This is a genomic window from Streptomyces cyaneus (assembly GCF_004028635.1).
Classification (GTDB): Bacteria; Actinomycetota; Actinomycetes; order Streptomycetales; family Streptomycetaceae; genus Streptomyces; species Streptomyces cyaneus.
Window position 1 is genome coordinate 244675 of record NZ_RQJW01000010.1, and the last position, 22875, is coordinate 267549.

15 protein-coding genes are annotated in these 22875 nt (G+C 70.0%); 2 read left to right on the forward strand and 13 right to left on the reverse strand.

The features are described 5' to 3' along the window. Positions 1–61: 61 nt before the first annotated feature. Together EHO50_RS33375 and EHO50_RS33380 are read right to left on the reverse strand one after the other, a co-directional pair. Positions 62–1648 carry an ABC-F family ATP-binding cassette domain-containing protein gene (locus EHO50_RS33375; protein WP_128434978.1) on the reverse strand — a complete coding sequence of 529 codons (1587 nt, stop codon included), beginning with the start codon at positions 1646–1648 and terminating at the stop codon, positions 62–64. Positions 1649–1780: 132 nt separating this feature from the next. After that, positions 1781–2425, reverse strand: a complete 645-nt coding sequence (locus EHO50_RS33380) for a peptide deformylase (RefSeq protein WP_128434979.1) — start codon at positions 2423–2425, stop codon at positions 1781–1783. A gap of 162 nt (positions 2426–2587) precedes the next feature. On the opposite strand from EHO50_RS33380, the gene EHO50_RS33385 reads away from it, so the two are divergent. Further along, positions 2588–3988: a PepSY-associated TM helix domain-containing protein gene (locus tag EHO50_RS33385; RefSeq protein WP_128434980.1), complete on the forward strand. Its 1401-nt coding sequence runs from the start codon at positions 2588–2590 to the stop codon at positions 3986–3988. 80 nt (positions 3989–4068) lie between these two features. Here the strand turns inward: EHO50_RS33385 and EHO50_RS33390 are convergent, their stop codons facing one another. The 3 genes from EHO50_RS33390 to EHO50_RS33400 all read right to left on the reverse strand — a co-directional run bounded on the left by EHO50_RS33390 (position 4069) and on the right by EHO50_RS33400 (position 5436). Further along, a complete protein-coding gene (locus tag EHO50_RS33390; RefSeq protein WP_128434981.1) occupies positions 4069–4416 on the reverse strand; it encodes a tetratricopeptide repeat protein in 348 nt (115 codons plus the stop codon). A gap of 85 nt (positions 4417–4501) precedes the next feature. Further along, complete coding sequence (locus tag EHO50_RS33395) at positions 4502–4948, reverse strand: winged helix DNA-binding protein (RefSeq protein WP_128434982.1); 447 nt, start codon at positions 4946–4948, stop codon at positions 4502–4504. Beyond that, positions 4945–5436 carry a MarR family winged helix-turn-helix transcriptional regulator gene (locus EHO50_RS33400; RefSeq protein ID WP_128434983.1) on the reverse strand — a complete coding sequence of 164 codons (492 nt, stop codon included), beginning with the start codon at positions 5434–5436 and terminating at the stop codon, positions 4945–4947. The genes EHO50_RS33395 and EHO50_RS33400 overlap by 4 nt, the downstream gene beginning before the upstream one ends. Positions 5437–5570: 134 nt before the next feature. Here EHO50_RS33400 and EHO50_RS33405 point away from each other — a divergent pair, with 134 nt between their 5' ends. Further along, on the forward strand, positions 5571–6536 hold the full coding sequence (locus EHO50_RS33405; RefSeq protein WP_128434984.1) for a pirin family protein: 966 nt from the start codon (positions 5571–5573) through the stop codon (positions 6534–6536). Positions 6537–7298: 762 nt separating this feature from the next. Here the strand turns inward: EHO50_RS33405 and EHO50_RS33410 are convergent. From EHO50_RS33410 to EHO50_RS33455, 8 genes are all read right to left on the reverse strand, one after another. Beyond that, positions 7299–8657 carry a lipase family protein gene (locus tag EHO50_RS33410; RefSeq protein WP_128434985.1) on the reverse strand — a complete coding sequence of 453 codons (1359 nt, stop codon included), beginning with the start codon at positions 8655–8657 and terminating at the stop codon, positions 7299–7301. A 239-nt stretch (positions 8658–8896) separates the two neighbouring features. Further along, positions 8897–9868: an LCP family protein gene (locus EHO50_RS33415; RefSeq protein WP_246101643.1), complete on the reverse strand. Its 972-nt coding sequence runs from the start codon at positions 9866–9868 to the stop codon at positions 8897–8899. Between the two features lie 158 nt (positions 9869–10026). Continuing rightward, positions 10027–10566 (reverse strand): hypothetical protein, encoded by a 540-nt coding sequence (locus EHO50_RS33420; protein WP_128434987.1) that lies wholly within the window; start codon positions 10564–10566, stop codon positions 10027–10029. Between the two features lie 315 nt (positions 10567–10881). Next, positions 10882–12573, reverse strand: a complete 1692-nt coding sequence (locus tag EHO50_RS33425; RefSeq protein ID WP_128434988.1) for a rhamnogalacturonan lyase B N-terminal domain-containing protein — start codon at positions 12571–12573, stop codon at positions 10882–10884. 59 nt (positions 12574–12632) lie between these two features. Continuing rightward, on the reverse strand, positions 12633–14072 hold the full coding sequence (locus EHO50_RS44700) for a polysaccharide deacetylase family protein (protein WP_220096482.1): 1440 nt from the start codon (positions 14070–14072) through the stop codon (positions 12633–12635). A gap of 1306 nt (positions 14073–15378) precedes the next feature. After that, entirely contained in the window at positions 15379–16827 is a 1449-nt protein-coding gene (locus EHO50_RS33440) for a polysaccharide deacetylase family protein (RefSeq protein ID WP_128434989.1), read from the reverse strand. A gap of 903 nt (positions 16828–17730) precedes the next feature. Next, positions 17731–20925, reverse strand: coding sequence for an RICIN domain-containing protein (locus tag EHO50_RS33450; RefSeq protein WP_128434991.1), 3195 nt, complete (start codon positions 20923–20925; stop codon positions 17731–17733). Positions 20926–21010: 85 nt separating this feature from the next. Then, positions 21011–22768, reverse strand: a complete 1758-nt coding sequence (locus EHO50_RS33455) for an amylo-alpha-1,6-glucosidase (protein ID WP_128434992.1) — start codon at positions 22766–22768, stop codon at positions 21011–21013. Positions 22769–22875 lie beyond the last annotated feature (107 nt).

Here is a 22875-nt window from a genome sequence, read left to right on the forward strand (position 1 = left end):
CCGGGTGCGACCGCCGGGCCATCGGTGGTCGCACCCGGCACCTGCTGCTCACCGCTGCCGGCTAATGCGCCGACACCAGCTCCAGATGCTCCTCGCTCCACAGATCCTCGTCCGCCTCCGGCAGCAGCAGCACCCGGTCCGGGCGCAGCGCCGCCACGGCGCCCGCGTCATGGGTGACCATGACGATCGCGCCGGGATACGTGCCCACCGCGGCCAGGACTTCGGCGCGGGAGGCCGGGTCCAGGTTGTTGGTCGGCTCGTCCAGGAGAAGGACGTTCGCCCCGGAGTGCACCAGGCCCGCCAGCGCCAGACGGGTCTTCTCGCCGCCGGACAGGACCCCGACGGGCTTGTCGGCGTCCTCCCCGGTGAACAGGAACGACCCCAGGACGCGCCGCACTTCGCCGTACGTCAGATGCGGCGCTGCGGACGCCAGCTGCGCACTCACGGTCAATTCCCCGTCCAGCGTGTCGTGTTCCTGGGCGAAGTAGCCCGGACGGAACCCGTGCCCGTGGACCACCCGGCCGCCGTCCGGCCTGGCCTGACCGGCGAGGATGCGCAACAGGGTGGTCTTTCCGGCACCGTTGGGGCCGAGGACGACCAGGCGGCTGCCTCGGTCGACCGCCAGGTCCACGCCCCGCAGGACGCGATGGCCGCCGTACGACTTGGTCAAACTGATCGCGCCGAGCGGGATCCGGCCGCACGGCGCCGGTTCGGGCAGCCGGATCCTCGCCACCTTCGCGGTGCGGCGGACCGGTTCGAGATCGGCGAGCATACGGTCGGCGCGGCGGGCCATGTTCCTCGCGGCCACGGCCGTCGACACACGGGCCCGCATCTTTCCGGCCTGCGCGTGCAGCGACGCCGCCTTGCGCTCGGCGTTCGTCCGCTCGCGCGCCCTGCGCCGCTCGTCGGCCTCCCGCTGGGCGAGATAGACGTCCCAGCCCGTGTTGTGGACGTCGATCGTGGCGCGCTGCGGATCCAGGTGGAAGACCCGGTTCACCGCGCCGGCGAGCAGTGACGTGTCGTGGCTGATCAACACGAGCCCGGCCTGATGGTTCGTCAGGAACGTGCGCAGCCAGGCGACCGAGTCCGCGTCCAGATGGTTCGTCGGCTCGTCCAGCAGCAGGGTGCCGTGCTCCGCGAAGAGGATGCGGGCCAGCTCCACGCGACGCCGCTGCCCGCCCGACAGCGCGCCCAACGGCTGGTCCATCAGCCGGGCGGGAACCCCGAGACCCGCGGCCACCCGGGCCGCCTCGGCCTCCGCGGCGTAACCGCCGGCGGCCTGGAACCGGGCCTCGGCGCGCACGTAGGCGTCCATCGCGCGCTGCGTGCCGTCGGCCATGGCCTCCTCGGCACGGCGCAGGGCGCGCACGGCTCCGTCGAGGCCCCGCGCGGACAGAATGCGGTCGGTGACGGTGACCGTCGGGTCCGCGGCGCGCGAGTCCTGGGGCAGATGGCCGACCTCGCCGGTGCGGGTGACCGTCCCGGCGGCCGGGCGCACCGTGCCCGCCAGGATGTTCAACAGGGTGGTCTTTCCGGCGCCGTTGCGGCCGACCAGGCCGATGCGGTCGCCGGGGGAGATGTGGAAGGAGATGCCGGACAGCAGCAGACGCGCGCCGACGCGCACGTCGACACCACTTACGGTGATCATGAGAAGACGCTCCGAACAAGCAAGAGGACACACGGGTGGCGTGTAAGCGGGTCCTCAGCTAGGAAATTCGGGGCGTAGACATGCGGTCAGGGTAACGCGGGCGCCGTGTCGGACGCCTGCGATTTTTCTCCCCTAGGGCAGCTCGAAGCCCAGCGCCTCGGCGGCCCGCGCCGGTGTCGGCTCGGCCCAGCGCTCCGCGATCGCCTGGTTCGAGGACAGTGAGCGCGGCTCGGCCCGGTCCAGGTAGAGCACGCCGTCGAGGTGGTCCGTCTCGTGCTGCACGATACGGGCGGGCCACCCCGCGAACACCTCGTCGACCGCACGCCCGTGCTCGTCCTCGCCCGTCAGCCGCACCTCGGCGTGGCGGGCCACCACCGCTTGATAGCCCGGCACGCTCAGACAGCCCTCGAAGAACGCGGCCCGACCGGCGCCGACGGGCTCGTACGACGGGTTCACCAGCACCCGGAACGGCTGCGGCACCCGCCCGCGCGCCAGCCGCACCTCCTGTGGCACCGGTGCCGGGTCCTCGATCACCGCGATCCGCAGCCCCACGCCGACCTGCGGTGCGGCGAGGCCTACTCCCGGCGCCGCGTGCATGGTGATCCGGAGGGCCTCGACGAAGCGGGCCAGCAGTGCCGGGTCCAGCTGGCCGTCGAAGCGCTCGGCGGGACGCCGCAGCACCGGGTCGCCGGCCGCCACGATGGTCAGCGGGCCCTCAGTGGCGAGGAGTTGCTCGACCTGCTCGGCCAGGGGTGCGCGATCGCTCGGAGTTGCCATCGCGCCAGCATGCCACGGCTCGCGCGTAACCCACCGACTCCTGTGTGACGTACGCCACTTAACAAGCCTGGAACTCGACGGACTCTCCGCCCGACTACTGGACCGCTACAGCAGAGACAGAAACGTCCCCGCTCCCCGTCCCACGCCCCGGAGATGCCGCCGATGTCCACCGCTCCCTCGCCCGCCACGGAGGAGGCGACGCAGCCCGACGCCCCGGCGTCGGCGCCCCGCAGATGGGCACCACTGCGCCCGCTGATCCTGCGTCTGCACTTCTACGCCGGAGTGCTCGTCGCACCGTTCCTGCTCGTCGCCGCGGCCACCGGCTTCCTGTACGCCGGCGCGTTCCAAGCCGAGAAGCTCGTGTACGCCCACGAGATGACCGTCCCGGTCGGTGACGAGAAGCTGCCGATATCCGAGCAGGTCGCCGCCGCGCGCAAGGCCCACCCCGAGGGCACGGTCTCGGCGATACGGCCCTCCCCGGCGGACGACGCGTCCACCAGGGTCCTGCTGTCCGGCGTCAAGGGCGTCGACGCCGACCACACGCTCGCCGTGTTCGTCGACCCGTACACCGCGAAGGTGCGTGGCGCCCTCGAACAGTACGGCGCGACCGGCGCGTTGCCCCTGCGCACCTGGATCGACGAGTTCCACCGCGACCTGCACCTCGGCGAGAGTGGCCGCCTCTACAGCGAGCTCGCCGCGAGCTGGCTGTGGGTGATCGCGGGCGGTGGCCTGGTGCTGTGGTTCTCCCGCCGCCGCGCCCTCAGGAAGGTGCGGGGCGCCAGCGGGCGTCGCCGCACACTTGGTCTGCACGGCACGGTCGGCGTCTGGGCCGCGGCCGGGTTCTTCTTCCTCTCGGCCACCGGCCTGACCTGGTCGGCGTACGCCGGCGCCAACATCGACGAGCTGCGCACCTCGCTCGGCCAGGCTACCCCGTCCGTCTCGGCCTCGGCGGGCGGCGACCATGCCGCTCACGGCGCCGCCGCGGGCACCGGCGGAAGCGGCGAGCACGGCGTCGGCCTCGACAAGGTCCTGGCGGCCGCGCGCGCCGAGGGCCTGGGCGACCCCGTGGAGATCGTGCCGCCCGCCGACGCCTCGTCCGCGTACGTGGTGAAGCAGGTGCAGCGCAGCTGGCCGACGAAGCAGGACTCGGCCGCGATCGATCCGGCCAACGGCGAGGTCGTCGATGTGCTGCGGTTCGCCGACTACCCGGTGCTCGCCAAGCTGACCCGCTGGGGCATCGACCTGCACACCGGTGTCCTCTTCGGTCTGGTCAACCAGATCGCCCTGATGCTGCTCGCGCTCTCGCTGATCCTGCTGATCGTGTGGGGCTACCGCATGTGGTGGCAGCGCGGCCGCGGCTCCGCGTTCGGCCGCCCCGTCCCGCGCGGCGCCTGGCAGCAGGTACCCCCGCAGATCCTGGTCCCGCTGGTGGCGGTCGTCGCCGTACTCGGCTACTTCGTGCCGCTGTTCGGCATCTCGCTGGCCGCGTTCATCGTCGTCGACGTCGTCCTCGGAGAGGTAGCCCATCGGCGGGGGAAGCGGACGCCCGCGGAAGTGAACTAGGGGGATGCTGCAGGGGTGAAGGACTTGGGGCCCGGTTCCGGGGGGAACCGGGAACCGGGAACCGGGCCCCAACACACTGTTCAGAGCTGCTCGAAGTCGCCCGCCAGCGCCGAGGCCAGGCGCATGTGCGGCTCGGCTTCCTCGTGCCGCCCCTGCCGTTGCAGAGTGCGGCCCAGCATCAGCCGGGCGTACTGCTCGACGGGGTCGTGCTCGACGATGACGCGCAACTCGCCCTCCGCGCGCCGCAGTTGGGCCGAGTGGTAGTAGGCGCGCGCCAGCAGCAGCCGCGCTCCGGTCTGCTGCGGCGCCTCCTCGACCAGCCTGCCGAGGACGCGCGCGGCAGCGGCGTAGTCCTTGGCGTCGAAGAACATCTGCGCGCGCTCCCAGCGCTCGGCCGGTGTTCCGTGGTCGTAGTACGTCGTGTCCACTCGTGACCTCCTTCGACTTCGACGCCGTCAACGGAGCACGGTGGTTCAATATTCCACTACTGGGTCATCGAGATCCCCAACTGGGTCATCGAGCCATGGCGCCGAGTTCGGCGTTGGCCCGCTCGGTGATGAGGGCCAGCACTCGTCCGGCGGTGGCCAGGTCCTCCGTCGGAATGCCCGCGTAGATCCGGCCGGTAATGGGGGCGGTTGCGGCGGAAGTCCTGTCGTACAGCTCCCGTCCGGCGTCCGTGATCCGCACCCGGGACGGCTCCTGAGGGGCCAGCAGCCCCGCGGCGATCAGCTCCTCGACCACGGAGTGCGCCTGAGCGGCGTCGATCTTCAGTGCGCCGACGACACCGTCGATGACGTCGTCCCGCTCGACCGGTCCGTCGGCGATGGCGACGAGCCGGAGGGTGACGGACTGCTGGAACGTCGCGCCGTGCCGGGCCAGTACATCCTCCAGAAGCGCGCGGGCGGCGTAGTGGGCCAGAGCTATGACTCGGGGGTTGACCAGGGGAGTGGTGGTGGTCATGACTGCTCCTTGTCGGACTCGGTGTCGGTGGCCAGCGGGTCAAGAGGTACGTCGAGCAGGGTCGCCAGGTCGCGCGTGAACTCCCGCGTGCGCGCGCTGTCCAGGCCGCCGAGCGGCGCCAGCAGCTGCTGCAGAAGCCCCTGGACCACCTTGATCGCCTGCTGGGTCCGCTCACGGCCCTGCTCGGTCAGCGCCAGCTGTACCGCGCGCGGGTCGCGGGGATCCCGGGTGCGTTCGAGGAGGCCGGCGGTTTCCAGGGAGCGCGCCAGTTTGGAGACGTACAGCGGTTCGAGCCCGGTGTGGTCGGCGAGGCGCCGCTGACTGGGGCGCTCTCCGCGGCGCTGCATGCCGTACAGCGAGGCCACCAGCGCGTACTGCGCATGGGTGAGCCCCAGCGGGGTCACGGCCCGGTCGACCGCGACCCGCCACTTCGTGGACAGGCGCCACACCAGAAACCCGGGAGAGACCTTCTCGGAACCCTTGCTCATGCCCGACACCTCCTCGCTCACGCTCGATACACTACATGGACACTATATCCATGGCTACTATTTTCTGAACCGCATCGAGACAGCGCCGGGTGACGGACTGACGCGGCGGCCCCGGCAGGGCTACTTTGGGCGACATGAGCAATCTTGATCGCGAGGCGGTGCCTGCCATCTGCGGCGGCCGCGGTTTCGTCGTGGCGGAGCCCGTACGCGAACTTCTCAGCCCTCGCCGCGTCAAGCTCGGCGAGTCCACCGAAGTCCGTCGCCTGCTGCCCAACCTGGGGCGGCGCATGGTCGGCGCCTGGTGCTTCGTCGATCACTACGGCCCCGACGACATCGCCGACGAGCCCGGCATGCAGGTGCCGCCGCACCCGCACATGGGCCTGCAGACGGTGAGCTGGCTGCACGAGGGCGAGGTGCTGCACCGCGACTCGACCGGGAGCCTGCAGACCATCCGCCCCCGTGAACTGGGCCTGATGACCTCCGGCCGGGCGATCAGCCACTCCGAGGAGAGCCCGAAGCCCCACGCCCGCTTCCTGCACGGCGCCCAGCTCTGGGTCGCCCTCCCGGACAGTCACCGCCACACCGACCCGCACTTCGAACACCACGCCGAACTGCCGGTCGTCACGGCGCCGGGCCTGCGGGCCACGCTGATCCTGGGCGGCCTCGACGGCGCGACCTCACCCGGCACGACGTACACCCCGATCGTCGGCGCCGACCTGACCCTCGAGCGCGGCGCCGACGTACGCCTCCCGCTGGAGCCGGACTTCGAGTACGCCGTCCTGTCCATGTCCGGCGAGGCCCATGTGGACGGCGTGCCGGTGCTGCCCGGCTCGATGCTCTACCTCGGCTGCGGCCGCACCGAACTCCCGCTGCGTGCGGAGTCGGACGCCGGACTGATGCTTCTCGGCGGCGAGCCGTTCGAGGAGGAGCTGATCATGTTCTGGAACTGGATCGGGCGATCTCAGGAAGAGATCGTACAGGCCCGCCAGGACTGGATGGAAGGCTCCCGGTTCGGGGAGGTGAAGGGGTACGACGGGGCTCCACTGCCCGCACCGGAGTTGCCGCTGGTGCCGTTGAAACCGCGAGGAAGAGTGCGTTGACCTGCGGAAACGCGTCAGCGTCGGTGGCCGCAGGCGGAAGGCGGCCGGGTGATTCTCACTGTCTTCCACCTGCTTGCCGGGAGGCGTCCAAACAGCCGGCTGGCTCGGACCGGTGCGGTTGGCGATTCCACGGTGTGGCTGTCTGTGGGCGGCTGTGGCAGGACTCTTGCTGACCTAATGCTGACTTTGCTGACGCCTCGTCAGGCTCGGGTGAGGGGCTCTTTTGCCAGCTTCGGGGCTTGCGGAGGCGTTTGCAGGTTCGGTGGCGCCGGGACCGATGCTGACCTGGCTGGCGGTCGAGTCAGGCGTTGCGGAGGGACGGCGTCGCTCACACTGCCGCCTTGTTGAGGTTCCACAAGATTCCGTTGTCGCCGCTCTCTCTCGGCAGCGCCGCTTGCGTCCGATCCGAAGGTGCTGCGCCGGAGAGTGCCTAGGAGGTTCCTCGTCTCTTGGTGGTACAGCGTGCGCGGGCCCGTGACCTGCGAGAACGTTGGATCGGAAGGGAGGTGCTCGGGTTCTGGTCCGCGTATGGTCCGGATCTTGGTTGGGAGCCGACCGGGGTCAGGGTGTGGGGGCAGGAGCAGCGAGACGAGCCGTGGTTGTGAAGCCGGAGGAGCTGGCCGCCCTCGCAGGGGGGTGTGGCCAACGGCGAACCGGGAGGAGCGCATCAGGTGGATTTCTCCCGTTCCGGATTCCCCGTATTGCGTCCTGTGCTGCGGCCTCCGTCCGGAGGCCGGGTGGGCGGGTCGCCGGATGGATCGCTCAGCGCTGGGCGGGCATCGTCCAGCAGTTGGACGTGGTCGGTTTGCCCTCCAGGCGGTCGGTGAGCCAGGAGATCGCTGATCCTTGGTCGGTGATGAGGGGGGCGAGGTGGTTGGTGAGGATCCTGTCGCCGAGGTTGGGCAGGTCGACGGCCTCGTAGGTGATGTTGCCGCCCTTGCGGCACCAGTCCACGGCCAGTTGGCGGGCCTGGCGGTGCGGCACTATGTCGTCCTGGACGCCGGTGGCCACACGGACCGGACCGGCCGGCTTGAGCGTCCCGATGCGCTGCTCGTCGAGGACGGCCTGGGCGCCGGGTTCGGCGGCGATGATGTCGGCGACGGACTTGCCGCTGGTCGTCCAGGCGGTGCTCCGGGTGAAGCCGTAGCGGATGACCGCGTCGCCGACGCACATGGTCGACGTGTCGGCGAGGGCCTTGCGCCCGGCGTCGTTGAGGTTCGCCTCGGCGATGCTGCGCATCTCGGGGTAGGTCTGGGCGAAGCCGTTGATCGCCCAGCCCAGGGCGCTGACCAGGGCGCTCCCGTCGATGCCCTTCATGACGGCGGTCAGGTCGGCGGGCGGGGCGCCCGCGTAGGTGCCGGCGAGTTGGATGTCGGGCGCGTAGGTGGGCTGGAGTTCGGCCGCCGAGGCGGTGGCACCGCCGCCCTCGCTGTAGCCGTACAGGCCGACGCGGGAGGCGGCGGTGAGGGACGTACCGGGGAGAGCACGCGCCGCACGGACGGCGTCCAGCACCGCGCGCCCCTCGTCCACGCGGTTGACGTAGGTGTGCAGCCGGTCGGTGGCGCCCAGACCGACGTAGTCGGTGACGACGACGGCTGCTCCGGTGGCCAGGAGACGGTAGATCGCGAGGTTGTCGTAGCCGACGGACAGGGTCTCCCCGCTGACGGTGAGCGGGTTTTCCAGGGCGTACGAGGGCGCGCACTGGTCGCCCTGGCCCATGGTCCCCGAGGCCACCGCCACCAGGGGGCGGGGCCCGTCGCCCTTCCACTGCGCCGACGGCTCGATGTAGGCGCCGGTCACCGCGACGGGGTGGCCGCCCGAGTCGGTGGACTTGTACATCAGGCGGGTGGCGGTGCCCGGCAGGGGCCGGCCGTCGAGGCCGGGCAGCGAGAGTCCCAGGGGGAGGGGCTCCTGCCGGATCAAGGTGCCGTTGGCGGCGGGCAGTTGGGCGGGCGGTGTGTAGAAGGCCGGGATGGTGATTCCCCGGGACACGACGGGTTCGGTATCAGTCCCGGTGGCGTCGGCCTGGGTCACGCTGACGCAGGCGCAGGCCGCGGTGGCGATCGCGGCGGCGGTCAAGCGGTGGAACGCGGAACGCGGACGGATTCTGTAGCGGCTCACAGTTCACTCCTCGCGCTGCTTCGTTGCAGGTGCGCGAAAAACTAGCACTGTTAGTTAACGCCGGTAATACTCGAGTAAGTTACGCTCGGGTAACTGTTTGTCGGAGCGAACGCGCGGCCTGGTGAAGTGGGTCGGCGTGCGTCCTTGCCCGGCTCCGGGTGCCGTGGCTCACCGAGCCGCGAGGGTCCTGCCGTCCCGCACGGAGGTCCTGGTGTTCAGCACGAGGGTCTTGGGCTCGTTCACGACTGTCCGCCCCCTTCACTCGGGGCGGGCAACTGCCGGTCCGCGCTCAGTGCCTGCCACACAGCGTTCGCCTGCGGCTGCTGGGGGACGACCCGGTTGGGGTCCTGCGGGGCGGGGGTGACCGGGAGGGTGCGGAAGTCGATCCGGTCGGCGTCCAGGCCGTCGAGGGAGCGGGCGAAGGAGGTCAGCGCCGACAGCGAGCCGAGGCCCTTGTCCGTGGTGATGGTGCTGGTGAGGTCGTCGAGGAGCCGGTAGAGCCGCACGGGATCCGTCAGCAGGTTGGCGGAGCGTATCTGGGTGATCAGGGCTTTCATGAAGGTCTGCTGGAGCTTGATGCGGCCGAGGTCGCTGCCGTCGCCGATGCCGTGCCGGGTCCGTACGAGGCCGAGGGCCTGTTCGCCGTTCAGGCTGTGCGTCCCCTTGGACAGATGGGCGTGGCTGTAGGGGTCGCGGATGTCCTGCGGGACGTTCACGCGTACGCCGCCGAGCGTGTCGACCAGCTTCTTGAAACCGGTGAAGTCGATCTCCACGACGTGGTCCATCCGCAGCCCGGACAGCCGCTCGACCGTGGCGACCGTGCAGGTCATGCCTCCGGTTTCGTAGGCGGAGTTGAACATGACCGCCTTCGCGGCCGGAGCGGTTCCGGACTTGGTGGGGCAAGTCGGCCGGTCGACCAGGGTGTCCCGGGGGATGCTGATCACCGAGGCGTCCCTGCGGCCGTTGGCTATGTGGACGACCATGGCCGTGTCGGAGCGGGCGCTGCCTTCGTCGCGGCCGTACTCACGGTTGGATCCCGACCGCGAATCCGACCCGAGCAGCAACACATTCACCGCTCCCGGCGCCTTCCGCTCCGGCCGGACGTCTGCGTTCAGCTGCCCGTCGACGTCCTGGGAGGCGATGTTGTCGTTCAGATCCTGGTAGGCGAAGGCCGCGCCAACCCCCAGGAGCGCCATAAAGATGGTCGCCATCACCATGAGCCGATGTGCCCGGCGGCGTGCCTGGCGGCGTGACCGACGCCGGGAGACCGGCGGAGAGGTCCGGGCATCCGCGGCCTGCCGCCGATGGCGACGGTCTGTGGGCCCCCTGGAGTGCCGACGTGGCTCATCAACCGGAAGGAGTGGGTCTGTCATGCGCTACTCCATTCGACAGCCTGAACCACCTCGACCGAGGTGAGCAGCAGCAGCGGGAGCAGGCCCTCGGTCAGGTCGGACTTCCAGGCAGTGGGAGCACCGACTGTCTTGTTGCTCTCGTCGTCCAGGGCCTTCGCCTTGCCGTCCAGCCAGAGCTTGCTGATGCGGTCGGCAGGCCGGCCCTTGAGCTGCGACTGCCACAGGCCGCCGGTGCTGTCCTTGGGTTGGGTGTGGGTGCCGCCGTTCAGGGCGCGCAGGGTGCGGCCGAGGTCGGCGCCGTGCGCGGTGAGGGGGGAACGGGCGGGCGCTTTGCCGCGGCGTTCCATGACGATCAGCGGCAGTGAGGGCGAGCGCGCGTCGTCCCGGCCGATGCGGATCAGCTCCGTGCTGTCGAACAGCCGCGCGTCCAACGTACCGGCGGCCAGCAGGTGTTCGGCATCGGCGGGAATCAGGTTGATGTGCGGGGTTCCGGCACGGGCAGTGTGCACGATATGGACGCCCATGTCCTGACGGCCCTCGCCGGGCAGCACGGACACGGCGGGAGCCGCGCCGCCCGGACGGGGGCGCAGGGTGCCCCGGTCTCTGGTGATGAGGGTGACCGTTTTGGCCGCCGCTTCCCTAGCCTCGGCATGATGCCCCACCGAAGCCGACACCGCCGCCGGGCCGACGGCCTGTGCGACTGGCCCTGGCGCGGCGCCCGTGCCAGTCACCCCGCCTGTGGGTGCGGGGATCATCCCCCGCTTGACTGATGTGTGCAACGCGCTGCTCCTTAGAGACGCGGCCCATGCCGGGTCAACTGATGGATCGTCAACTAGGTGCCAGAAACAGGACTTCGGTCCATCGGGGGCCGCTCAGGGCAGAAGTTCGATCACGTCGTACGACACGCCGGCGCTGAGGTAGGCGCTGCCGCCGGAGCCGCTGACGATGTCGAGGGTCAACTCCTGGTAGGTATCCGGTGACTTGAGCCAGGCGCTCGCCGGAACGGCGTAGCTGTAGGTGTGGTTGTTGCCCCGGTAGGAGCCCACGGTCAGGGAGCGGGTCGTCGGCTCCTTGGCGGGCGCGGGGAGGGCCGAGACCCAGTCGTTGACCCCAATTCGCGGCCTGCCGTTCGCGAACGCCGTGGTGATGCCGATGTTGAGGGTGTGGCCGGAGGTCAGCTGCTGGGCGGTGAGCTTGAAGCGGATCTTCAGGCGGTTGTTGATGCCCGCCCACTGGTAGCAGGGGAAGTCCGCGACGTGCGAGTCACCCACCGTGTGGACGGCGCCGGTCCAGGGCCTGGCCCGTACGTCGGCGGGGTGCATTGTGGTCATCAGCGAGGCGTTCTTGAAGCCGCGCGGGGTGCCGCTCCAGTCGCCGATCCGCCAGATCGCCGGCTTCCTGCTCGGGTCGGCGCTGATCGCCAGGGTGTGCAGTGGGGTCGTCCGCCCGGCGCTGACGGTGACCCGTGTGGTGTGCACCGCCAGTTCTTCCTTGTAGACGGTGAGCGTGTAGGTGCCGGGGAGCATGTACGGGGACTTGAAACGCCCTGTGGCCGGGTCGGCGTGGGCCCAGTACTGCGCCTCGGCGTTGGCGAAGCCGACGGTGTAGGCGTACGCCTTGTCCCGCCCGGTGATGCCGACCCCCGCGACCCGGCCGCGGCCGCTGCGGCCGACCCAGCCGGCCAGGCCCAGGCTGTCGACCCAGGAGGTGTCGATACGGTCGTGGCGCAGCGAGTCAGCGGGCGCTCCGCCGTCGGTGAAGGCCAGGACGTACGGGCCCTGGAGGCCGAAGCGCATCGGCTCGGTCTGGTTCTCGCCGTAATAGAGGATCTCGTAGAGACCGGCGCCGTCCTCGTAGCGGTGGCGCATGAGCGAGCGGTAGAACGGGCCGCCGGATGCCTTCTCGTGGTTGCTGCGCACCATCCACATGCCGACCTTGCCGGTGCTCCAGCCGACGTGGTCGTAGTCGATGACGCGCTGGTTGGAGTAGTGCTTGGAGCGGGTGGTGCCGTTCGGCTTGCGGCGGATGTCCTGTGCCTCGAGCAGGGTGTCGGTTCGGGCGTCCCAGGAGTCGGGATCGTTGTTGGGGAACAGGCCGGGCCTGACGCGGACGATGTAGCGGGTGGCGGTGATGGAGCCGTCCGCCTTGTTCGTCCACAGGTAGACGTTGTTCTCGCCGCGCCGGGCGGCGTAGTAGTGGCGCATCGAGCCGTGCACGACGGTGATCAGGATCGTGTCACCGGTCTTACGGATACTCACGGACGACGCCCCGAGGCCCGTCTCGACGTGGGAGTTCCGGTTGCCGTAGCCCTGGTATTCGGTGCCCTTGTACACCAGCGAGGTCAGGTCGCCGTTACGACGGTCGACCTTGAAGACCAGGTCGGCTCCGGTGTCGACCACGTACGCGCGCCCGTCGTCGCGGTATCCGAAGGCCGATGTGGCCGCGTCGGCGCCTGCGACGAGTGGTCCGGCGACGGCGGCGCCTCCGGCGAGGGCGAGGCCGCCGACGGCGGTTCTGCGGAGGGCGTCTCGGCGGGTCAGGTGTCGGCGGGCGTGCTGGGGCATGAGTGTTCCGTTTCGTGCGGACGGGGATTTCGGCGTACGAGGATGAGGGCGTGGTGCGCTCAGAGGGTGGCGCGCAGGTGGCTGACGGTGACGAAGTGGTAGCCCTGGGCGGTCAGCGTGCGCAGGATCTGCGGGACCGCGGCGACCGACGTGGGGTGGATGTCATGCATCAGGACGACGTTGTTGCGCTGCGTCTTGCCGATGACGGTCTGGGCGACCTTGGCGGCGTCGCGGTATTTCCAGTCCTCGGTGTCCACGTCCCACAGCACGGGGGAGAGGCGGGTGGCGGCCCGGACCTTGTCGTCGATGGCGCCGTAGGGCGGGCGGAAGACGGTCGGGGTCTTGCCGGTGGCGGCCTTGATGGCGGCGCTGGTGCGGCCCAGCTGGGAGGCGATCTGCTCGGGGGTGAGCTTGGTGAGGTCGGGGTGGTTCCAGGAGTGGTTGCCGACCTCGTGTCCGGCGCGGGCCTCGGCGCGGACCAGTCCGGGGTGGGCGGCGACGTTCTGACCGACGGTGAAGAAGGTGGCGCGGGCCTTGTACTGCGCCAGGTAGGTCAGCAGGGTCGCGGTATCCGGCGCGGCCGGTCCGTCGTCGAAGGTCAGCGCTATGCACTTGACCTTCTTGCAGTCGGTGTCGTCGTCGCCGGAGGCGGTGTGGGTGGGCACGGCCGGCTCGGGGACGTGTGCCGCGCCCAGGTCGAGCGAACCGCTGGGCTTCACGGTCTGCCGCTGGACACGCTTGCCGAACGCGGACAACCAGGGGGTGATCGTCTTCTTGGGCAGGGTCACCAGGTAGCTCCCGGCGGCCGGGGCGCCCACGTCGCCGCGGTCGAAGGTCACCCGCAGTGAGCCGACGGCGGTGAAGTCCATGCCGTCCAGGACAGAGGCGCGGGACGCCGGATCGGAGAACAGGTCGTCGAGCGCGGCGGCGTCGACGCCTTCGCGCCCCTCGAGCCGATCCTTCAATGCGGCGACGAAGGCGTCCTGGGAGCCGTCGGCGACGAGCCCGAGGGCCGTGCGGTACTCGCCGGCCTTGCCGTCGTACCAGTACGTCCTGGTCGTCACCCCGGACCCGGCGCCACTGGCGTCCTGGGTGGTGAGCCGGACGCCGAGAACGTCGCCGGAGGCGACCAGGAACTGGTAGCTGATGTTGAACTCGCGGGCCTCCGCGTCACCCTCGCCGCCCTCGCACACCTGTGAGCGGAAGTCGGCCAGGCGCTTCTCCACGTCCTTCTTCATCGTGGCCGTCATCGCCTCCGCACCGGGCACGTCCGGATAGCTCGCCGCGTAGGGGCAGGAGCTCTGCTCGCTGCTGTCGCTGACGATCTCCAGGCCCTTGATCTTCGACGGGTCGACGCTGCGGACGGGTGAGGGGCTGGGGTTGGCTCCGGGCCGGGCGCCGGAGGACGCCGAGGAGCCGTCCGATCCGGACGAGCAGGCCGCCGTGACGGCGAGAGTGCCGAGCATGAGAAGCGAGGGGAGCAGAGTGCGAGTGCGCATGAGACCAGAACCTGACTGAGGGGAATGTGCGGACGCCGCCGATGGGGCGCCGCGGTCGTTCTGGTCATGGATCGTGCTGGGCAGAGGTATTTTTCAGCGACCCGCAGAGTCACCCTGAAAAAACCAGCCCAGGTCGTTTTCTAGCGATTTTCAGATACTTCAGTCGCGTTTGGGGCGCACCTGCTCGTACGGTGCGTCAGGGTCATAGGTCCACCACTGCGCCTCGGTCAGTCCGCCGCCGGCGCCGCGAGCGCCCCCACCGCCTCTGGCTCGCCCTGGGTGGCCGTGTCGGAGGTGTCGGCCAGCGCGCCCGTACGGTGCCGTAGGCCGCCGTCCCACAGCCGCGCGGCCAGTACGTCCCGGACAGACCACGCACGGTCCTCGATCGCCGGTGGTCGCGGGTGTCCCAGACTTCCGTCATGGAGCTGGCAACGCGGCCGGCCGGCAGCATGCGCCCGCCGGCCCCAGAGTGAGTGTGGTGGCCGGTCGGTCGGCAGCGCTGGAGGCGTCGAGGACCGTACGCACCTTGTGTGCCCGTACGTCCCACACGGAGAAGCGCAGCCGTAGTGAGCCGTGCGAGGAGACGGTGTCGGTGACGGCCAGCGTCGCCGTCCGGGCTGAAGGCCGGCAAGGGGAGGTTCTCGGCGGCGTGCTTGGCAGCGCGCCGAGTAGCGCATGGGTGAGGACACCGCTCGTTCGCGTGGGACACAACTGGAAGCGGTAGCCACCGCCGGGGGTGACGGTGGCCAGGGCGGCGCCATCCGGGCTGAGCAGGCTCGCGTCGGCCGGAGTGCTCTGCCACCGAGGGGTGGGGCGGTCGGTCAGGTCGAAGGCGCGGACCGTGGTGCCGTCGAGGTAGCGCAGGAGGCGAAGCTTGCCCGGGTCCCAGGTCAGCCCGGTGGCCTCGCCCTTGGAAAGCGGCCGGGCGACGGACCAGTGTCCCGCCGTTGGACAGTCTCGGTAAGCGCGCCGGGGTGGTGCGCAGTGCCGGGTGCCGGGGCCTGAAGTGCCTCGCCCGCCAGCTCGGCGTCGGAGGTGTGACGCACGAGGCCCACGCGTCCAGTCCGATGCCGGCCCCGAGCGCCGCCGCGCCGACGAGGAGGCTGGTGAGGGGTCGGCTCGCAACTACCAGGAGGGCACGCAGATGAGCAGTCCGCGCCTGCGCCGCTATGACGACCTCGCGTTTCATGCGTCCGGCGCGCTCTTCCTGCTGCCCACGACGTCTTGACCCGTCTTGCGGAAAACGCCCGCCCTGTGAGGCTGCCCGCAGGGCACGTCGGCCCGAAACGCCAGGCTGCCTCACGGCTCAGAGGGTGGCGCGCAGGTGGCTGACCGTGACGAAGTGGTAGCCGCGGGCGGTGAGGGTGCGCAGGACCTCGGGGATGGCGGCGACCGAGGTGGGGTGGATGTCGTGGACCAGGACGACGTCGTTGGGTTCGGCCTGGGAGATGACGGTCTGGGCGACCTTGGCGGGGTCGTGGGACTTCCAGTCCAGGGTGTCCACGTCCCACAGGGCGGGGGAGAGGCTGGTGGCCGCCTTGACCCTGTCGTCCATCGCGCCGTACGGCGGGCGGAACAGCGTCGGTTCCTTGCCCGTGGCGTCCTTGATCGCCGCGTTGGTGCGTTCCAGCTGGGAGCGAATCTGCGTGGGGGTGAGGTTGGTGAGGACCGGGTGGTTCCAGGAGTGGTTGGCTATCTCGTGGCCGGACTGCACCTCGGCGCGCACGATGTCCGGGTGGGTGGCGACGTTCTGGCCGACGACGAAGAAGGTGGCCCGCGCCTTGTACTGGGCGAGGTACTTGAGCAGCGTTCCCGTCTCCGGGGCGGCGGGGCCGTCATCGAAGGTCAAGGCGATGCACTTGACCTTCGAGCAGTCCGTCGGATCCTCGCCGGGGTCAGGCTGGGCGGCGACGGTCGGGGCGGGGGTATGGGCGGCACCGAGGTCGAGCTTGTCGTCAGGGGCGGTGGTCTGCCGCTGGGCGCGGGTGCCGAAGTCGGAAAGCCACGGGGTGACGGTCGCCTCGGGGAGGGTGACGGAGATGCGGCCGGCCGGGGGGACGCCCACGGTGCCGCGGTCGAAGTCCACCTTCAGATCGCCGTCGGCGGTGAAGGCCATGTCGTCCAGGTAGGCGTCGGGGTCGTCCAGCGCCGTGACGGTCTCCGGAGTGACTCCCTCCCGCTTCTCCAGGCGCTTCTTCACGGCCGCGACGAAGGCGTCACGGGAGCCGTCCGCGATGAGGCCCGGGGACGGCCGGTACCGCTTGGCGGCACCGTCGTACCAGTACGCCTCGGTGCCCACGCCATCCGCGTTCGACGTACGGTCGAGCGTCGTCAGCCGGACGCCCAGTACGTCGCTGGAGGCCACGAGGAACGAGAAGCTGACGTTCAGCTCGGGGCCCTCCAAGCCGTCCATGCCGCCGCAGCCTGTGGCCTGGCTGTCGGTGTCCTCGCCGAGGAAGACCTCGAGGCGTTCCCCCACGTCCTTCTTCATCGCGGCCGTCATCGTGTCGGCGCCGGGGACGTCGGGGTAACTCGTGGCCCAGGGGCAGGACCGGTCGGTGCTGCTGTCGCTGACGATGCTGACGCCCTTGAGCTTGGTCAGGTCGACCTGGGTGCCGGTGTCGTTGCCTCGGGTCCGGGACGGGTTGTCCGGGGAGGGCGCGGAGTCCGCCGGGGAGGAGCCGGTGGAGCAGGCGCCCGTGAGGGCGAGCGAGCCGAGCAGGAAAAGCACGGGGGCGAGGGCGTGTCGAGGCATACGTGAACCTGGGTCCGTGAGGTGCCGGGGGGCATGAGTGCGGGCGCGCGGTGCACGAGCTGTCGCGGCGCTGCGACGTCCCGCTGCGGGTGCCTTGCGATGGGCAAGGGCTTTCTTTTTGCCGGGTCAAGCTATGTTTTCGGCCGGTCTCCCGCAATCCTCTTGGCCGCCGCCGGAGCGGATGTGACCACTCTCTCTCCGGCCAAGCTGCCGGACGCCCCATGCATCGCGCGAGAAGGCGCCCGAGTCGTGCTGTGGGGGCGGCCCACGCACGGGTTCAGCGGTCCGGCGGAGCTGCTGACCGATCCGCGGACGCCCAAGACTCTGACGCAGTCCGATGGGACCCCCGTCACCGTGCCCCCGATCGCTGCCCGAGGTCCTCCCACCTCCGGGCCTGCGGCCGGGCTCACCACCGCCACACTCGTGGTGCGACGGCCACCGATCGACACGTCACACCGTCCGGGGCTATTTCGTCATTCCGGCGGACGCGGTGAAGCTGCCGAACGGCGACTGGCTGGACCGCCGACTGTCCGCCATCACACAGCTCGTCGCCGGCGGCTACCACGACGCGCACCGCGAGTCGCTGCCGCTTGTCGTGCCGTAGTTGGAAAGGCGGGCCGGGCCTGTTGGAGCGAAGCCGAGAGGGGCGGGGGAGGCGTAGACCCTGCCGGTCCGCTGGTTGACGGCGAGGCCCGCCGGGCGGGCACCCTCGACGGTGCCGCGCTCCTTCTCCTTGCAGATACGCATCCCCAGCCCCCACCACGGTGGTCGGCGAGGCTGGGAGTCTGGTACGCACGTGGAGAGGGCCGCGACCGGGTGTCGTGACCCTCTCTCGGGGCCCTGCGTGGAGCAGGGCCTGTTTCTACCGGGGTGGCCGGGGGACTCAGCGGGATCCGCTGCTGGTCAGTCCTTGCCGGTGAGCCGCCAGATCTGGTTCTTCTTGGTGGTCAGGGTGCTGCCGGTGTCGCATGTCCATTGGTGGATGAGGGCGCCGGGCGCGGTGGAGATGGTGCTGACGTCGACGCACTTGCCGCTGTTCACGGCGACGAGCTGGTAGTCGTGGCTGTTGCCGAGCGCGGTCACCGCGTTCAGCTTGAACCGTTGGTTGGTGCCCCCGTGGCAGGTCCACTGCTGGACGGCGGCGCCGTTGGCGGTGGAGTACGCGGAGATGTCGAGGCACTTGCCGCTGGAGTGGTTGACAACGGTGTAGGTGTCGGCCGCGCCGCTGACGGGGTGGAAGTCGAAGACCTGTTCCTGGCCGCTGCCGCAGGTGTTCTGCTGGTACTGGGTGCCGTCGGCGGTGGACTGGGCGGGGTCTTCGAGGCAGAGCGAGCTGTGCTGGGCGACGGCCGTGGAGGAGAAGCCGGACGAGGCACCGATGTGCAGGTTCTGCGGGGCGAAGGAGACTTCGTCGAGGTTGGGCGCGGAGCTGGAGCGCATGGGCTTTCCGACGTCGCTGCCGCCGCCGGAGTGGACCAGGCCGATGGTGGTCCCGTCGGAGTTGTAGAGCTGCGAGGCGGTGAACTTGACCGTGTTGGCACCCTTGTTGAGAGTCACGGGGACGGTGTGGGTGGCGAACTGGTTCCAGTGCAAGGTGTTGGCGAAGTTGACGCGCTTGGCGGAGCCGCCGTTCACGCTGACGTCGGCGTGCTCGACCATGATGTCGGGGTTGCCGTAGTAGGGGGTCAGCATCTCGTGGTTGGCGTACCTCATGGTCATGGCGTAGGTGCCGGCCTCGGGCGCGTTGACGTTGAGGGTGAGGGAGTTGGCGCTTCCGTTGCCGATGCCGGTGACGACGCCGCCGTTGGCCTGGGTGTAGGTGGTGTCGGCGGCCGCGGTGCCTGTGAGGGTGCCGTTCTCGGCCTGGTAGGTGACGACGTTATCGGTGGTGACGGCGTCGGTGGCGCTGAACGGGGTGACGGCCAGGCGGTCGAGGGCGAGGGTGCCGCCGGTGCCGGTCACCTTGACCTTGTTGATGCCCTCGCTCAGGTACACCCGGTTGGTGGAGGTGGACCAGGCGGTGGGCGTCGCGCCGGAGAGCGTCTGGTCGTTGACGGTCTTGCCGTTGACGGTGAGGTCGGCCTGGCCGGTGTTGCGGAAGCGGGATGTCAGGTCCGCGTATCCGTCCCGGGCGGAGTAGACCCAGAAGGTCGCGGACTTGCCGCTCGTCAGGTTCACCGCACCGGCCCCGGACTGGCCCTGGGAGGTGTAGGTGGCGGTGCCGCTGTCGGAGAGAACGGCCTGCTCGGCCTCGTGGAGCGTGGTGCCCTGGACGTCGGCGTCCTTGTACGTCAGGTCGATCTTGTCGATGATGGCGTCGCCGACGGTCGCCGCGCCGTTGTCACCGGTGGTGGCCAGGGTGATGGTGTGGCTGCCCGCGGTGAGGTGCACGGTGGTGTCGTCGTGCCCCCACACCACCCACTGGAAGCCCACCGGTATGTCGATCCGGTGCGAGGCGCCGCCGTCGACCCGTGCGTACACGTTCGTCGGGCCCTTGACGGCGGATGCCGTGGTAGAGCTGTTGCCGAACACCGACAGGTTGTAGTCACCGGTGGTGGGAACGGAGACGGGGAAGGAGATCACCGTGGTGGAGCCGGTGCGCAGACCGCCGACGTCCTTGGTGCCCGAGGTGGCGAACTTGGCGACGTTGCCGGTGGTGCCCTCGGTGTTGATGTTGTATCCGCTGCCGCTGAGGGTGGCGTTCTCGGCCTCGTAGCTGGCTGACCAGGTGCTGTCGGAGGCGGTGGTGCTGCCGGTGCCGCCCGGGGAGACGATCACCTCGTACGCGGACATCGCGTCGAGGGTGATGGGGAGGGTGATCGAGCCGTCGGAGCCCACGGTGACGTCGACGTCGGAGAGCCGGGTCGGGGTGGCCGCCGCGCCGATGTAGCCGCTGTAGCGGTCCTGGAACACGCTGACGTGGACGGTGCTGCCGAAGACCGAGGAGGGGATGTTCTTGATGACCGTGTTGGAGTCACCGCTGGTGCCGCCGCCGGCGAGGATGACACGGGCCTGCTTCTTGGCCGTGTCGAGGCTCGCCAGGCCCTGGAGGGTGTAGGCGTCGTTGTTCGAGGCGCCGGTGACCTTGACTGTGTTGCCGCTCATGGAGCTGTACCAGTTGTACAGCCACCACTGGGCGTTGGGGGTGTTCTGGCCGGCGGCGGAGTCGCCGAGGTGGCCGTTGATGTTCCAGTACGGCAGGTTGCCGTCGACCTTCTTGTCCTCGATGGCCGAGATCCACTGCACCATCTGACCGGGGTCGGTGAGGTGGTACCGGTAGGCGTACTCGTTGAGGTTGATCGGCAGCGGCGTGGTGATCCCCGCCGCGGTCTCCAGCGCGCGGTAGGAGTCGACCGTGCTGCGTACGGCCGCCGGGCTGCCCAAGGTGTGCCAGGTCACGACGTCGGGCAGGCAGTTGTTGGCCTTGCAGTAGGTGAGGAAGCTGTTGAGGGCGGAGTCGGTGTAGCTGGAGTTGTTGGGGCCGGCCAGACGCGCCGCAGGCCAGATGCCCTTGATGAAGTCGTAGGTCTGCGCCCACTCGGCGTTGAACGCGGCCTGCGACCCTCCGTTGGTGCGCAGGCCCGGGAACCAGTTGCCGTCGGGCTCGTTGTACGGGACGAAGACGATCTGGTCCTTGTACGGGCTGGCCATCGCCTGCTCGACCTGGGTCTTCATGTATGCCTGGAATTCGGCGTAGCTGGCCCGTTCGTACGGCCACCTGCGGTACACGTCCGTCATGTAGATCATGACGTCTTTGCCGCCGCTGTCGACGAAGGGCTTGGCGACCTCCAGGGCGTCCGAACCTGTGTGCTGCTGTCCGTCCTGGTACTTGGTGTTGGTGGTCTGCAGCCCCATCCCCTCGATGAGGTTGTTCGTCGGTACCTCCGGGGCGGACAGGCCGTACAGAGCCCCGGAGGCACCGCCGTGGAAGGCTCCGGTGGTGGTGCCCAGGTCGACGGTAAGGGTGGGGGTGGCTGCGGAGGCCGGCGTTGCCATCATGGTGGCGGTGCCGGCTATGACGGTGAGCGAGAGCAGTGACGTGCTGATGCCGTTGCGAAGGCGTCTCGTCGTCGAGCGTCTTTGCCCGATTCTTGGCATGTGCGTGTGTCCCTTCAGCGATGCGGCTGGTTGTTGCTGCGGCCGACCCCCCGTGCCGGACGTGTGGTGGGTTGTTGCTCGCGGGTCAGGCGTCGGTGGTGTCGGTCTCGGTGTCCCCGCGGCGGAGGTGGTCGCGGGCGAGCACCAGGTAGCTGCTGGCGGTCCAGGTGTAGGCGCGGTCGCGTAGTCCCTGGCCGGTCAGGGCGTCGAAGTTCTCGGCGAAGCCCGAGGTTTCGCAGAGGGCGCGGAAGCGGGCGCTGATCTCGTCCGCGAGGTGTTCGTGCCCGGCGCGGCGCAGGCCGTCCTCGACGAGGACGGTGGCGGGGGCCCAGATCGGGCCGCGCCAGTAGCCGTCGGGCTCGTAGTGAGGGGAGCCTGGGTGTTCGGTCGCCAGGCCGAACGCGGTGAGGTGGGCTTCGATCTGTTCGGCGAGCCGGTCGCGGACCTTGGCTGGCAGGCGGTCGCCGAGCACGATCGGCATCAGGTCGAGCAGGCTGGCGCTCGAAGTGGGGGCTCCGCCGTGGGCCGGGCGGCACAGGAACCGTTCGCCGTCCCACAGCTCGTCCAGGAGGGCGGCCTGGATGGCGTCGGCTGTGTCGGTGCGGCGCTGGGCGTCGTCCGGGAAGCCCAGTTCGGCGGCCAGTCGGGCCAGTTCGTCGAGCTGGAGGATCAGCATGGCGGCGAGGTCGGCGGTGACGGCGAGGCGAGCGGGGTCGAAGGTGGTGGCGTTGTCCCAGCCGCTGTCGTTGCCGTGCTGGTAGTGGGGCAGGTCGGCGGCGGGCGCGCGCCGTGCGGTGAGCCAGAAGTCCGTCCAGCGGGTCAGTCTGTCGTACGCCTCGGTCAGCTGCGCCGGGGTGGGCGGCTCGGGGAGCCGTCGGCGCAGGTGGCCGAAGGCCCAGCCGTGGATGGGCGGTTTGACGAAGTTGTAGAGGACCTCGGAGTGGGTGACGGAGTCGGGCAGCGCGCCGCTGTCGTCCTGGTGGTCGAAAGGTAGCGAGAACTGGTCCCAGGCGAGGCCGGAGCAACCCGGGGCCAGAGCGAGTGCGTTGAAGCAGTGGTCCCAGCTCCACACCTTGTCCATCCAGTGCTTGGACATCAGTACGGCGGGCCGGGTGACCAGACCCGTCGGGCGCACGGTCGCCGACCACACCACATAGGCGGCGAGTTGGGCGGCCGGGGTGGCGGCCGAGCGCCACGGGGCGACCGCGTCGACGAACTCGGCGAACGACTGCCGCGCGGCCTCCGTGACCTCGCCGAACGTCGATGACGGGCGGTAGGGCTGTCGCGCACTGTCGAGTTCCTCGACCGCCAACTCCCATGATCCGTCGGCTTCGGCGGTGACCGTGAGACCGCGCTCCCCGCTGCCCAGGGTCTGGGAACCGGACACCTCGGCAACCGTGCCGGACAGCACGGTGATCCGGTAGCGGCGGCCGGTCTCGTAGGAGGTGAACACATACGCGTCGTCCACCGGGTCGCGGTAGAAGTAGGTCCCGCTGAAGGGGGTCAGGGCCTTCGCCGCCGTGGTGACGCGCAGGCCCAGCCCTGTGCCGTGAACTCGTACGGTGTCCGGCGACTCGTAGGCGAGGTCGACGTGCCCGTCCGCGCCGGTCCAGCTGAGCAGGTCCGGCGTCGCCTCGACGCGGGTCTCGGCGCGGTCGCCCGTCGTCGCGTCGAGGGGGGCGAGGCGCAGGACGGCGTGCATGCCGTTCTGGTGCGAGACGAGGTGGAGGTCCTCGGCGCGTGTCTTCTCCGCCAGCACGGGAGAGATGCCGAACCAGGAGCCGTGCGCGCTGAAGGGTATGTCGTGGACGGAGAAGGGCGGGCCGGTCGGGGCGGCGGTCATGAAGGGACACTCATTTCTTGGGCAGGGTGGCCGGCGGTCTGCCGCTCGGGGCGCTGGTGCTCGTGCGGCGGCTCATGCGGAGCTCCGCCGCGTGCGGGCGCTCCGGT

Coding starts and splice junctions, on each gene's coding strand:
- EHO50_RS33375 (WP_128434978.1), bottom strand. CDS start 1,648: ATGATCACCGTAAGTGGTGTCGACGTGCGCGTCGGCGCGCGTCTGCTG.
- EHO50_RS33450 (WP_128434991.1), bottom strand. CDS start 20,925: ATGCCAAGAATCGGGCAAAGACGCTCGACGACGAGACGCCTTCGCAAC.
- EHO50_RS44700 (WP_220096482.1), bottom strand. CDS start 14,072: ATGCGCACTCGCACTCTGCTCCCCTCGCTTCTCATGCTCGGCACTCTC.
- EHO50_RS33400 (WP_128434983.1), bottom strand. CDS start 5,436: ATGAGCAAGGGTTCCGAGAAGGTCTCTCCCGGGTTTCTGGTGTGGCGC.
- EHO50_RS33455 (WP_128434992.1), bottom strand. CDS start 22,768: ATGACCGCCGCCCCGACCGGCCCGCCCTTCTCCGTCCACGACATACCC.
- EHO50_RS33440 (WP_128434989.1), bottom strand. CDS start 16,827: ATGCCTCGACACGCCCTCGCCCCCGTGCTTTTCCTGCTCGGCTCGCTC.
- EHO50_RS33395 (WP_128434982.1), bottom strand. CDS start 4,948: ATGACCACCACCACTCCCCTGGTCAACCCCCGAGTCATAGCTCTGGCC.
- EHO50_RS33415 (WP_246101643.1), bottom strand. CDS start 9,868: ATGGCGACCATCTTTATGGCGCTCCTGGGGGTTGGCGCGGCCTTCGCC.
- EHO50_RS33405 (WP_128434984.1), top strand. CDS start 5,571: ATGAGCAATCTTGATCGCGAGGCGGTGCCTGCCATCTGCGGCGGCCGC.
- EHO50_RS33385 (WP_128434980.1), top strand. CDS start 2,588: ATGTCCACCGCTCCCTCGCCCGCCACGGAGGAGGCGACGCAGCCCGAC.
- EHO50_RS33425 (WP_128434988.1), bottom strand. CDS start 12,573: ATGCCCCAGCACGCCCGCCGACACCTGACCCGCCGAGACGCCCTCCGC.
- EHO50_RS33380 (WP_128434979.1), bottom strand. CDS start 2,425: ATGGCAACTCCGAGCGATCGCGCACCCCTGGCCGAGCAGGTCGAGCAA.